The organism is Roseateles sp. P5_E11, assembly GCF_054049355.1.
The window spans coordinates 1-12421 of record NZ_JBFUMO010000130.1 but is presented as its reverse complement, the minus strand read 5'-3'; the positions used below and the strand labels follow the sequence as shown (position 1 = coordinate 12421).

Here is a 12421-nt window from a genome sequence, read left to right as displayed (position 1 = left end):
GGTAGACACTGACGACCGCCCTGTCTCCGCCACGTCAGACGCCGCCCGGCGGAAAGTCCTCTCTTCCCCAAAGCCATCGGAGATCGCGGCGAGTGCGCCCCTGCCAAACAGCGCGGACTCGGGCCTCATCTACGGCAGCCCTCTGGTGCCGGCGCACCCGCGCAGAAACTACATCTTCAGCCCATCGCCTGCCTATTACATGACCGGCAAGGCGAATGTGGGCGTTGGCGAGAACGTGCTGAGTGCCTGCACCGTCGGATCGTGGAACACGGCTCTCGGCGACTTGGTCATGTGCCGCCAGACGGAGGGCATGAACAACGTGGGTGTCGGCTCCTTGGCCATGTATTCCTCGCTCAATGCGATCGACTGCACCGCAGTTGGTGTTGAAGCGCTCAGCAGCATGGTGGGCGGCGTGGGCGCCACAGCGGTCGGAAGGCTGGCCTGCAGCACGCTGGTTTCGGCCGGCAACAACACGGGCATCGGCGATAGCGCCTTGCGCTACTTCGAGAGCGGCGAGGGGAATACCGCCGTTGGATACACTCCCGCCGAGAATTTTCTGCAGGGCTCGCGCAATGTTTTTGTGGGCGTAGCCGCAGGCAAGAACATACCGCGAGGGGAGTACAACACCGTGGTCGGCGCGCACGCGATGGCGGACGCGGGCATCGGCGACGAAAACGTCATCGTCGGCGCCATGGCCATGCATGCCACCACGGGCTCAAGCAATGTCGCCGTCGGCATGTGGGCCGGCTCGACAACCCGAAGCGCCGCGCGCTCGGTCTTCATCGGTGGCATGTCAGGCGCCGTGTCCACACAGGCGCCAAACGTCGACAACGTCGTGGTCGTCGGCCATGGTGCAGCGGCCACGCGAAGCCATCAACTGGTGTTGGGAAACGCTGAGACGCAGGAAGTCGTCATTGCTGGCGTCGTCATCACCAAGTCCGAGTTGCTGAGTCTGCTGCGATTGGTCCGCAGGCGAGAGTGAAGCGTTGGTCGCCCCCAGACCCGGTCGGGCTGGCAGCACCGCTCACTTCGCAATGACATGAAAGTGAAACAAGGGCGCAGCGGCAGCAGTTGCTGAGTCTTGCACCCAAGCGGCTCCGGGGCTTTGCTGGCAGCAGGTCCGCGCATGTGACAGCGCCACAAGTCTCGCGACCTGTGAACGGTTGACGCGATCAAGATCGGTGCCCCGGTAGCGGCGTGACGCCACCGCAAAGCCATGCGCCCCGAGGCCCATATAGGGCAACGCCAGATAGGCGCCTGCGATATCTACTTTAGAGAGACGGGCAGCCCCAGAGCCAACCCATCCATCGCGGTCGGCGGCGCCTCAAGCTCACTCCTCCGGRAACCGCTCGCGCCACAGCGCCAGGAGCCGCGGTTCCTCGTCGATGCGCCGAACCACTGATGCCATGCGCGGCGCGGCTTCATAGAAGCGCTCCCGCCAGGGCCCGAAGCGGGAGATGACGGCGACGTAGAGGTCCAGCGCGGTCAACTCAGCGCCCAGCAGATAACGCCCCGGCGTCAGCTGCCTATCCATGTTGGACCAGCAAAAGGCAATGCGCTCGTGCACGGCCTCGACGACGGCATCCCGCGCGCTGTCGGGCGCGCCGATGCGCTTCACGTCCGGCTTGATCCAATGCAACGAGTAGATCGCCGACGACACATAGAGCATCCAGCGCAAGAACTGCCGGCGCAACGGGTCGCTGGGCGCCGGTGCCAGACGTGCCTCGGGATGCAGGTCGGCCAGGTAGATCAGAATGGCCGCGCTCTCGGTCATGACCTCGCCGCTCTCCAGCACCAGCGTCGGGATCTGGCGCATCGGGTTGGTCGGCGCGACGCGCTCGCGGGCGGCCGGCTCAACCCAGGTGGCGCCTTCGATCAGTTGGTAGGGCAGCCCCAGCAGCGTCAGCGCCGCTTCGACGGCAACCGAGCCCGAGGCTTCGGCGCCGTACAGGATCAAGGGTTGCACCGCCGCAGTCATGGTGCCGCCATCATCCCGATCAACTCCTTCACAAACGCCAGCGCCTCCTCCCACGTCTCGAAGTGCATCTCGTTGTTGAGCTCGTCCACGTCGCCCTCCGGCCCCTTGTGCACGACCGACCAGCCGCCCGCGCCGCCGTCGATGGCGAGCACGCCGAACTGGCCGGGGTCGAGATCCCGGGCGCTGCCGCCGGTGAGGACGATGTCGCGGCCGAGGTGGGAGTGGTAGCGTCTCATCCCTCAATTCTCCCGGAGCAGACGATGAAGGCAGTGTGGAACGGCGTAACCATCGCCGAGAGCGACGATACGGTGGTCGTCGAAGGCAACCACTACTTTCCGGCCGAAGCGCTGAAGAAGGAATACACGACCTTCTCCAACCACCGCAGCGGCTGCCCCTGGAAGGGCCAGGCGCAGTACCTGAGCCTGTTCGTCAACGGCGAGATGAACCCGGATGCGGTCTGGTACTACGCCGACCCGCTGCCCGCCGCAGCCGAGATCAAGGGCCGCTACGCCTTCTGGAAGGGCGTCAAGGTTTCGGAGTAGGGCTGGAACCCTCGGGCCACAGCGCCCACATCCGCAGCGCCTGCTTGGTGCGGCCGGCCTGCAGCGCGGCCTCTTCACCCCAGCCCCAGAACAGGTCGGCGCGCACGGCGCCCTGGATGGCGCTGCCGGTGTCCTGGGCCAGCACGAGGCGACGCAGCGGTGTCGTCGACAGCGGCGCGGTACTGTCCAGCCACAGCGGCGTGCCCAGCGCGATGTAGCTGCGGTCGATGGCGACGGAACGGCCCGGCGTCAGCGGCACGCCTTGGGCGCCGCGCGGGCCCTGGTTCACATCGGGCAGGGGCTCCTCGCGGAAGTAGACGACGCGCGGGTTGACGGCCAGGGCCTCGCGCACCTTGGCCGGGTTGCGGCGCGCCCAGTCGCTCAGGGTTCGTGGCGTCGCGTCGCCCACCTCGCCACGGTCCAGCAGCGCGCGCGCGACAGACTGGAAGGGCTGATCGTTGTGGCCCGCGTAGGCGACGCGGCTGATGCGCTCGGCGCCAGCCGCATCACGCACGACGAGACGGCCCGAGCCCTGGATCTGGATTTGCAGCAGCGCAAAAGGATCGTCGACATAGGCCAGCTCCAGCGCCGTGAAGCGCGGATGGGTGTCGATGTCGCGGCGCGGCGTGCGACGCAGCGCGGCATCGGCGGGCAGCGCATGCAGCGCCCACTGGAAGGCACCCTGGCGCGTGCGGCTGGCCGCGAGCTGGGGCTCGAAATAGCCCGTCAGCAGCCCGGCGGCCTCACCGCCTTCGCCCTGCAGCCGCCAGGGGCGCAGATGCTTCATCAGGAACAGCGTGGCCTCCAGCGGGTCGGCGGGCGCCTGCAGCGCGGCGCGGGCACAGAACTCGGCCCAGCCCGGCGCGGGGCGCTGGCAGCTGGCCAGCAGGGCCGGCCAGGCGGCCAGCAGGTCATCGCTCCCCCAACCAGGCAGATCCTTCCAGTCGGCGGCGACCCAGCGCGACGCAGCCTTGGGCGCGGTGGGCGTGACGGGCGCAGGGCTCGGTGGCTGCAAAGGCGGCGACGAGCAGGCGGCCAGGCTTCCTAGAATCGCCGCCAGCACCCCACGCGTCCACCACCCCATGCTGCTCCTCATCCTCGAAGCCCTCGGCGCGCTGCTGATCTTCGTCTTCATCATCTGGTGGACCATGTTCTCGGGCCGCAAGAAGGGCGAGCGGCGCGAGGACTAACTCCTCGCGATCAGGAAGCTCAAGGGCTGGCGCCGCAGCCGCGCGCGGATGGCGGCATAGACGCGCTTGCGGTCGGCCAGGCGCACGCCGCGTGAGCGCATCGCCACCTTGAAGGCGCAGAAGAAGCTGACGCCGACATTGAGCATGCCGATGCCGGCAATGCACAGCACGCAGGACCAGAAGGCCCAGGTCGTCATGACGCCGACACCGAGCGCCCCCACGGCGGCGGCGAGCTGGCCGGTGGACAACGTCACGTGGCGCACCTCCAGGCCCAGGCCGACGAAGCCGAACAGCGCCGGCGCCAGGCCCAGCATCAGGCCCAGGCTGATGTTGGCCGTCAGGCCGGAGATGTTGGCCCGCCACCAGTGCGACCAGCGCTGCGCGCGCGTCTGACCCAGCGTCGCGACGATGCGCGGGTTCCAGGCGATGGCGCTGTCCAGGCGGTGGAAGACGAACCAGTTCTCCACCCAGCCGGCGATCATGCTGGACGCGAACAGCAGCGTGCCGGTGAAGGCGGCAAACAGCAGCGAGGGGCCGAACAGGCTCAGCGAATGCAGCACGTATTCGGCATCCCGCACGCCCACCAGCGGCGCACCGAAGGCCAGCCAGCACAGGCCCTGCACCGCCAGCACCAGCGGCGCCACGACGGTGAGGTTGCCGATGATGCCGGCCACTTGTGAACGCACGAGATGGGTCACTTCGTCGACGAAACCGACGATGGCGTCGTCGCGGTCGATGTGCAGCAGCTTGTCGGCCATGGCCGGGGCCGTCATCGCCGGCTGCTTGGTGGCCACCGTCCAGTGCAGCAGGTGGATGAGGACGAAGCACAGCGCGTAGTTCACACCGGCCCAGAAGCCGCCCCAGAAGGCCGTGAAGCCGAGCAGGGCGATGCCGAACTTCAGGAAGGTGGTGCCGGCCAAAACAGCGCCGCCACCGGCTGCGCGACGCAGCATGTCGCGGTATTCCTCGCGGCTGCGGGTGATGTAGTGCTCGCCCGTCTCGGCGCTGCGCTCGGCCACCTTGCGCGCCATCAGCGAGTAGTGGCGCGCGAACAGCGTGCGCAGGCTGCGCCGCTCGTGCACGACGCGCACCAGGCCCGACACCAGGCGCAGCAGCTCGCGCTGGGGTTCGTGGGACAGCAGGCAGGCCAGCAGCGCATCGATGCGGTCCAGCCGCGCGGTGAGCTGCTCGACGGAGAACATCAGATCCACCGACACGCCATGCACTTCCAGATGCTCGGGCACCGTCAGCGCAGCAGCGCGGCAGCGGTCCAGCAGCGCGTGCAGGTATTGCATGGCCGACCCCAGTGCGGCCGCATCGTCATCGGCGCCGGCCAGCGCGCGCTCGACGGCCGCCCAGGCGGCGGGGAGCTGGTGGAAGGGCTTGTCCTGCACCAACTCCGCATCCATGCGCACCCGCAGCGGGCCGGCCAGGCCGGCGGCATGCACGCTGCTGACCAGCACCGTGATCGCGGCGTTGGCTTCGATGCGCCAGCCGTCGTCGGGCGTGGCGGCAAACAGCAGGCCCAACCGCGCCAGCAGCTCATCGTCGATGGCGGCGATCCAGTCCTCGTCGGCCTCGTCGGGAAAGAGCAGTTCGAACAGTGCCGCGAGGTCGCGCGTATCGGTGGTGGCCGGCAACAGGCGGCGGCGCAGCCGGCCCAGGAATTCATGCCACAGCGCCATGCGCGGCGCGAAGCCCACTTCGGCGAAAAGCGCCACCGCATCGACGTCGTTCCAGACGCCGCCGATGACATTGGCAAACGCCCAGGCGTGCTCGGGGTGGCGCTCCAGCACATTGAGCAGGTGCTTCAGGCGCACGATGGGCAGCGGCGTGCCCGATGAGGCCTCTTCACGCGGCGCGTGCCGCAGCCACTCCAGCAGGCGCACCAGCCACAGATTGCGCTCGGCGAGCGCGGCCTGCGGGTCGGCCGCGTTCAGGAGAGCTGTGAGATCCCAGGTCAATGCAGAGAAGCGCTGTCGGCGAGCAGGAATTCGTCGACCTCGGTGTGGAAGATCTCGCAGCCCTCGGTCACGCACAGGAAACGCCCGCGCATCGTGCCCTGGGGGGTGCCGATCTGGGCCCAGGAGCTGTACTGGAAGCTCTGGCCTGGGGCGAGCACGGGCTGGTGGCCGACGACGGCCAGGCCGTCGACGACCTGCATCTGGCCACGCGCATCGGTGATCTCCCAATGCCGGCCGATGAGCTGGGACAGCACATCGCCGGTGTTCTCGATCGTGATCGTGTAGCTGAAGGCGTACAGGCTTTGCTCGAGATGGGTCTGCTCGGGCAGGGTCTGCACGGTGACGCTGCAACTGAAACGGGGGTTGGCCATCGGGTGATTGTCCGTCTCGGGGGCTATGCTCGCCGCATGTTCTTCGGGGTGTGTGATCCTAAGTGCTGCGCTGGCCCTGGTTGTTGAGTGCGCTGTTGAGCCTGGCGGCGCCGGCCCAGGAGCTGACGCTGCGCACGGTCCAGCAGGCCAGCTCGACAGTGAAGTACGACCCCGACGGCGGCCCGCTCAAACCCGGGCTCTGCCTGGAAATCCTGCACGCCGTCGAGCGGCAGGACGCAGGCCTGCACTTCACGGGGCTGGACCAGCAGGTGCCGCTCAAGCGTGTGGAACGCCTGCTGGCCGACGGCCTCATTGATGCCTTCTTCTGCCTGCTGAAGTCGCCCGAGCGCGAGAAACAATGGCGTTATGCGCCGGTGGCGCTGTATACCGTCCGCCACGTGGTCGTGCAGCGCGCCGACGACCCGCGCAACCCCGATTCCCTGGCCCAGTTGGCCGCCTTGAGCCGCCGCAAGCCGGTGCTGGTCATGCGTGGCACGGCGCTGGCGCGCCGGCTGGTATCGGCCAATGTGGCTGTCGCCGAGGTGAGCTCCGAGCGCGAGGCCCTGCAGATGCTGGTCATGGGCCGCGCCGACGCCATCTACGGCCAGGACATCAACCTGCAGCGCCATGTGGCACAGAGCAAGCTGGGCGACAAGCTCAGGTTCGGCCGCACCGTCTTCCAGGAGGAGCCGCAGTTCCTCGCGCTGCGCGCCGACCTGCCGGCCGCCCATGAGGAACGCCTGACCCAGGCGCTGCGCAAGCTGGAGAAGGATGGCACGCTGCGCCAACTCGCTGACAAATACCGATGAAACCCCTCTTCCTGCCCCCTGATGGCCGCCCACGCTGCGCCTGGTGCGCCGCCGCGCCCGGCGACGAGACCTATCTGCGCTATCACGACGAGGAATGGGGCCGGCCCGTGGCCGACGACTTCCGCCTGTTCGAGAAGCTGTGCCTGGAGGGCTTCCAGAGCGGCCTGTCGTGGCGAACCATCCTGAACAAACGCGAAGCCTTTCGCGCCGCCTTTGCGGGTTTCGACTACAACCAGGTCGCCAAGTTTGGCGAGAAGGACGTGAACCGCCTGCTAGCCGACGCCGGCATCGTGCGCCACCGCGGCAAGATCGAGGCGGCCATCCACAACGCCGGGCGTTGCGTGGAGCTGGTGGCCACCGAGGGCTCGCTGGCCGCCTATCTGTGGCGTTTCGAGCCGCCCAAGAACTCGGTGGCCCACAACCTGGCCACGTCGGCGCCTTCCGAGGCCTTGTCCAAGGACCTGAAGAAGCGCGGCTGGAAATTCGTCGGCCCGACGACCATGCATGCGCTGATCCAGGCCATGGGGCTGATCAACGACCACCAGCCCGGCTGCCATCACTGGGCCGAGGCGCAGAAGGCGCGCGACAGCTTCAAGCGGCCGGGCCGCTGAAGCGGGGCAAGCGGGCTGCCTAGAATCCCCCGCTATGCCCGCCGCACCGCAATACCGCATCGCCCCCAGCCTGCTGTCCGCCGACTTCGCCCGCCTGGGCGACGAAGTGAAGAACGTGCTCGCCGCCGGCGCCGACTGGATCCACTTCGACGTGATGGACAACCATTACGTGCCCAACCTGACCTTCGGGCCGATGGTGTGCGAGGCGCTGCGCAAGCATGCCGTGAAGCCCGACGGCACGCCGGCCGTCATCGATGTGCACCTGATGGTGCAACCGGTCGACAGCCTGGCCCAGGCCTTCTGCCGCGCCGGCGCCGACGTGGTGACCTTCCACCCCGAGGCCAGCGCCCACGTGGACCGCACGCTGCAGCTCATCAAGGCCGAGGGCAAGCAGGCCGGCCTGGTGTTCAACCCGGGCACGCCGCTGGACGTGCTGGAGTGGGTCATCGACAAGGTCGATGTGATCCTGCTGATGAGCGTCAACCCCGGCTTTGGCGGCCAGAGCTTCATCCCGTCGGCATTGAAGAAACTGCAGAAGGCGCGCGAGATCATCAGCGCCAGCGGCCGGGACATCCGCCTGGAGATCGACGGCGGCGTCAAGGTCGACAACATCCGCGAGATCGCCGCGGCGGGCGCCGACACCTTCGTCGCCGGCTCGGCCATCTTCGGCAAGCCCGACTACAAGGCCGTCGTCGACGCGATGCGCACGGAACTTGCGAGATCGTGAGCCCCTCGTCCAAGGATTACCTTGGCCGGTCCCCCGCGGGGACGGCGATGCTTGCCGGTTCGACCGGCAAGCACATCACCATTGCGGGCCGGCTTGGGAGCGGCCCGGCGCTCGTCCCGCGCAACTGAGTAACTGACATGGCCGCCATCCTGCTCGTCTGCACCGCCAACATCTGCCGCTCACCGATGGCCGAGGCCATCTTCAGGGCCAAGCTTGGCGACGTGTTCAAGACCATTGCCTCGGCCGGCGTGCATGCTGACCCGCGCGGCGGCCCGGTGGACGCCCGCGCCGCAGCGGCACTGGGCCGGCACAACTACAGCCTCGACCGCAAATGGCGCTCGCGCCGCGTCGAGCCTGAGCAGCTCGGCCAATACGACCTCGTGCTGGCCATGGAGGCTGAGCATGTCGACGCGCTGCGCACCAAGGCAGCGCCCGAGCACCACGCCAAGATCCTGCTGCTGACCGACTTCGTGCCCGAGCTGGCCGGCCAGGACATCCCCGACCCCTATTTCGGCCCGGTCGCAGGCTTTGACGCCGTCATCGGCATGCTGGAGCGCGCGGCCCAGCGGCTGCTCACCGAGAGCCGCGAAGGCCGCCTGAAACTGAGCTGATCAGGCTGCCTTGCTGGCGAAGTCCGCCACTTCGCGCACGTCCGGCCCGGTGCCGCTGAAGCGGTCCAGCGCCAGGTAGATGACCGGCGTGATGTAGAGCGTCACCGCCTGCGACAGGATCAGGCCGCCCACCACGGCCAGGCCCAGCGGCTGGCGCAACTCGGCCCCCGCGCCCAGGCCGAGCGCAATGGGCAGCGCGCCCATCAGCGCCGCCAGCGTCGTCATCATGATGGGCCGAAAGCGCAGGATCGCGGCCTGGCGGATCGCCTCGGCCGGCTTGAGCCCCTGGCTGCGCTGCACGTCCAGCGCGAAGTCGATCATCATGATCGCGTTCTTCTTGACGATGCCGATCAGCATGACGATGCCGATGGTGGCGATGATGGTCAGCTCCATGCCGAACAGCTGCAGCGTGATCAGCGCGCCCACCGCCGCCGACGGCAGGCCGGCCAGGATGGTCAGTGGGTGGATGTAGCTCTCGTAGAGCACGCCCAGCAGCACGTAGATCACGGCCACTGCCAGCCCGATCAGCAGCAGCTGGCCGCCCTGCGAATCCTGGAACACGGCCGCGTCGCCGCCGTAGCTGGTGATGATGCTGGGTGGTAGCTTGATGTCGCGCGTGAAGGCGTCAATCTGCTTGGTGGCGTCGCCCAGCGGCACGTTGGGTGCGAGATTGAAGCTGATCGTGACGGCCTGCAGCTGGCCCTGGTGGTTGACCGCCGTGGGCCCGAGCGTGCGCTGCACGGTGGCGAAGGCCGTCAGCGGCACCTGCGCGCCGTTCTTGCCGCGCAGGTAGATCTTGTCGAAAGCGGCTTCGCTGCTGCGGTCGTCCTCGCCGGCTTCCATGATGACCTGGTAGGTGTTGCTCTCGGCATAGATGCTGGACACCTGGCGCTCGCCGAAGGCGCCGTACAGCGCATTGCGCAGGTCCTGCATCTGCACGCCCAGGATGGCGGCGCGCTCGCGGTCGATGACAAGGCTGGCCTGCAGGCCGCGCATTTGCGAGTCGCTGGTGATGTCGCGGAAGCGCTCATCGCCGCGCAGCTTCTCCTGCAGCCGGGTTGCCCAGGTGTTGAGTTCGCCGGTGGATACCGACTGCAGCGTGTACTGGTAGCGGCTCTTGCTCTGGCGGCCGCCGAGCTGCAGGTTCTGCACCGGGCGCAGATAGACCTGGATGCCGGGCACCGCGCGCAGCTTCTTGCGCAGGCCTTCCAGCACCTTGGGCATGGGCTCGCGGCTGCCGCGCGCCTTCAGGTTGATGAACATGCGGCCGGTGTTGGTGGCRCTGCCCGAGGGCCCGCCGCCGACGGCCGAACTCAGGGCGAAAACGTTGGGATCGTTGCGCACGATGGCGGCCACGCGCTCCTGCAGCAGGGTCATCGCGGCGAAGGATGTGTCCTCGGCAGACTCGGTGCTGGCCTGTATCTGGCCGATATCCTCCTCGGGGAAAAAGCCCTTGGGGATGGTCATGTAGAACCACACCGTCGCGATGAAGCTCAGCAGCGCCACGCCCAGCACCCAGTTGCGGTGGCGCAGGGCCAGGTCCAGCGTGCGGGTGTAGGTGTCCAGCGTCCATGTGAAGCCGCGCTCGAACAGGCGCCCCATCGGGCCATCCTCATGGTGCTCGTCGGCCTTCAACAACCGGCTGCAGAGCATAGGCACCAGCGTCAGCGACACCACGGCCGACACAAGAATGGACAGGCCCACGACGACCGCGAACTCGTGGAACAGCAGGCCGATGACGCCCGGCATGAAGAAGATCGGGATCAGCACGGCCACCAGCGACACCGAGATCGACAGGATGGTGAAGGCCATCTCGCGCGCGCCGCGCACGGCCGCGTCGAAGGGCTTCATGCCGTCCTCGACGTGGCGGACGATGTTCTCCAGCATGACGATGGCGTCGTCCACCACCAGGCCCACGGCCAGCGTGATGCCGAGCAGCGAGATGTTGTCCAGCGAGTAGCCGAGCGCGAACAGCAGCGTGAGCGCGCCGATCAGCGAGATTGGCAGCGAGGCCGTCGGGATCAACGTGGCCACGGCGCGGCGCAGGAAGATGAAGATCACCAGCACAACGAGGCCGACCGTCAGCGCTAGCGTCACGTAGACATCGTGCAGCGACTCGCGGATGGATACCGAGCGGTCGTTCAGCGTGCTCATCTGGATGGACGCCGGCATCTGCGACGCGAAGCGCGGCAGCAGGGCCTTGACCTTGTCCACCACCTGCACGGTGTTGGCGTCGGGCTGGCGCTGGATGGCCAGCACGATGGAGCGCTCGCCCTGGTAGGTGGAGTAGGTCTTGCTGGTTTCGACGCTGTCCTGCACGTCGGCCACGTCGCGCAGCAGCACCGGCGCGCCGTTGCGCGAGGCGACGACGGTGCGGCCGAACTCGGCGGCGTTGCGCAGCTGGCGGTTGGCCTGGATGGTCAGTGTCTGGCGCGAGCCGTCCAGCACGCCGACGGGCGTGTTGGCATTGGCGGCACGCACCGCCGTCTGCAGCTCGTCCAGCGTGATGTTGCGCTGGTTGAGCAGGTCCGTCTTGACCTTGATGCGCACCGCATAGCGCTTCTGGCCAAAGATGGACACCTGGGCCACGCCGTCGATGGTGGACAGGCCCGGCGACAGCAGGTTCTCGGCGTAGTCGTTCAGCTCGGTCRGGTCGATGGAAGGCGACGTCAGCGCCACCAGCAGCACCGGCGCATCGGCCGGGTTGACCTTGCGGTAGCTGGGCGGCGAGGTCATCTCGGCCGGCAGCGCGCGCAAAGACCGGAACAGCGCCGCCTGCACGTCCACGGCGGCGGCGTCGATGTTGCGGGAGGGGTCGAACTCCAGCGTCAGCGAGGTGTTGCCCAGCGTGTTGGTCGACGAAATGGTCAATAGGCCGGCGATGGTCGAGAACTGCTTTTCCAGCGGCAGYGCGACGGACGAGGCCATGGTCTCGGGCGATGCGCCCGGCAGCGACGCACCGACGTTGATGATGGGCGTGTTGTAGGACGGCAGCGCCGCGACCGGGATGCGGCTCCAGGCGGCCAGGCCGGCGATGACGAGTGACAGGTTCAGCAGCACGGTCATGACCGGCCGCCGGATGAACAGCTCGGTGAGCCTCATTTGTCAGCGCCCGAAGCGGCAGACGCTGGGGCCGATGCGGCGCCCGCTCCGCCGCTGGCTTGAATGCGCAGTGGCGTGCCCGGCCGCAGGTTCTGCTTGCCTTCCATGACGACCTGGGCCGTCGCGTCCAGGCCCTCCACCACCGCCTGCTCGCCCATGGCCTGACGCAGCTGCACGGGCACCAGCTTGGCGGTGTTGTCGGGCGCCACGACGTAGACCGAGCGCTCGTTGCCGCGCATGATGATGGCGGCCTGCGGCACCACGGTCACGCCCTTGAGCGTGCGCAGCGTGACGCGCACGCGCAGGTACTGGCCCGGCCAAAGCGACTGGGCCTTGTTGTCGAACTCGGCCTTGACCTTGATCGTGCCGGTGGCGCTGTCGACGAGGTTGTCCACCGCCGTGACGCGGCCCTTGATGGAGGTTGCGCCGCGCGCCGAGCCCGGCGGCGGCAAGGCCTCGACATCCAGCTCGCCGGCACGCGTGGCGCTCAGCAGCGAGCCGAGCTGGGTTTCAGGC

The 12421-nt window shown here is 68.0% G+C and carries 13 protein-coding genes; 6 read left to right on the top strand and 7 right to left on the bottom strand.

Annotated features, from left to right (window positions below; translation table 11 throughout):
• A partial coding sequence (locus tag ACXJKR_RS12170) for a hypothetical protein (RefSeq protein ID WP_457323052.1) occupies window positions 1-982 on the top strand: 982 nt, incomplete at its 5' end.
• A 348-nt stretch (window positions 983-1330) separates the two neighbouring features.
• Here the strand turns inward: ACXJKR_RS12170 and ACXJKR_RS12165 are convergent.
• Window positions 1331-1966 (bottom strand): glutathione S-transferase family protein, encoded by a 636-nt coding sequence (locus tag ACXJKR_RS12165; protein ID WP_457323051.1) that lies wholly within the window; start codon window positions 1964-1966, stop codon window positions 1331-1333.
• Window positions 1967-1974: 8 nt separating this feature from the next.
• Window positions 1975-2214: a hypothetical protein gene (locus tag ACXJKR_RS12160; protein ID WP_457323050.1), complete on the bottom strand. Its 240-nt coding sequence runs from the start codon at window positions 2212-2214 to the stop codon at window positions 1975-1977.
• A gap of 24 nt (window positions 2215-2238) precedes the next feature.
• Here ACXJKR_RS12160 and ACXJKR_RS12155 point away from each other — a divergent pair, with 24 nt between their 5' ends.
• The gene (locus ACXJKR_RS12155) at window positions 2239-2520 is read left to right on the top strand and encodes a DUF427 domain-containing protein (RefSeq protein WP_056191728.1); all 282 of its coding nucleotides are present in this window, start codon (window positions 2239-2241) and stop codon (window positions 2518-2520) included.
• On the opposite strand, the gene mltA is transcribed toward ACXJKR_RS12155, so the two are convergent.
• The 3 genes from mltA to apaG all read right to left on the bottom strand — a co-directional run bounded on the left by mltA (window position 2504) and on the right by apaG (window position 6045).
• Window positions 2504-3604: a murein transglycosylase A gene (gene mltA, locus ACXJKR_RS12150; protein WP_457323049.1), complete on the bottom strand. Its 1101-nt coding sequence runs from the start codon at window positions 3602-3604 to the stop codon at window positions 2504-2506. The genes ACXJKR_RS12155 and mltA overlap by 17 nt on opposite strands.
• Window positions 3605-3706: 102 nt before the next feature.
• Window positions 3707-5674: a site-specific recombinase gene (locus ACXJKR_RS12145; RefSeq protein WP_457323048.1), complete on the bottom strand. Its 1968-nt coding sequence runs from the start codon at window positions 5672-5674 to the stop codon at window positions 3707-3709.
• Window positions 5671-6045, bottom strand: coding sequence for a Co2+/Mg2+ efflux protein ApaG (gene apaG / locus ACXJKR_RS12140; protein WP_056192606.1), 375 nt, complete (start codon window positions 6043-6045; stop codon window positions 5671-5673). Before apaG ends, ACXJKR_RS12145 begins: the two co-directional genes overlap by 4 nt.
• A 62-nt stretch (window positions 6046-6107) precedes the next feature.
• Here apaG and ACXJKR_RS12135 point away from each other — a divergent pair, with 62 nt between their 5' ends.
• The 4 genes from ACXJKR_RS12135 to ACXJKR_RS12120 all read left to right on the top strand — a co-directional run bounded on the left by ACXJKR_RS12135 (window position 6108) and on the right by ACXJKR_RS12120 (window position 8803).
• Window positions 6108-6854: a substrate-binding periplasmic protein gene (locus ACXJKR_RS12135; protein ID WP_457323047.1), complete on the top strand. Its 747-nt coding sequence runs from the start codon at window positions 6108-6110 to the stop codon at window positions 6852-6854.
• A complete protein-coding gene (locus ACXJKR_RS12130; protein ID WP_457323046.1) occupies window positions 6851-7465 on the top strand; it encodes a DNA-3-methyladenine glycosylase I in 615 nt (204 codons plus the stop codon). Before ACXJKR_RS12135 ends, ACXJKR_RS12130 begins: the two co-directional genes overlap by 4 nt.
• 34 nt (window positions 7466-7499) lie before the next feature.
• Window positions 7500-8192 (top strand): ribulose-phosphate 3-epimerase, encoded by a 693-nt coding sequence (gene rpe / locus ACXJKR_RS12125; protein ID WP_056191720.1) that lies wholly within the window; start codon window positions 7500-7502, stop codon window positions 8190-8192.
• 137 nt (window positions 8193-8329) lie between these two features.
• Window positions 8330-8803, top strand: coding sequence for a low molecular weight protein-tyrosine-phosphatase (locus ACXJKR_RS12120; RefSeq protein ID WP_056191718.1), 474 nt, complete (start codon window positions 8330-8332; stop codon window positions 8801-8803).
• On the opposite strand, the gene ACXJKR_RS12115 is transcribed toward ACXJKR_RS12120, so the two are convergent.
• Window positions 8804-11905, bottom strand: coding sequence for an efflux RND transporter permease subunit (locus tag ACXJKR_RS12115; protein ID WP_457323045.1), 3102 nt, complete (start codon window positions 11903-11905; stop codon window positions 8804-8806).
• On the bottom strand, window positions 11902-12421 hold a 520-nt coding region (locus tag ACXJKR_RS12110), incomplete at its 5' end, for an efflux RND transporter periplasmic adaptor subunit (protein ID WP_457323044.1). The genes ACXJKR_RS12115 and ACXJKR_RS12110, both read right to left, overlap by 4 nt.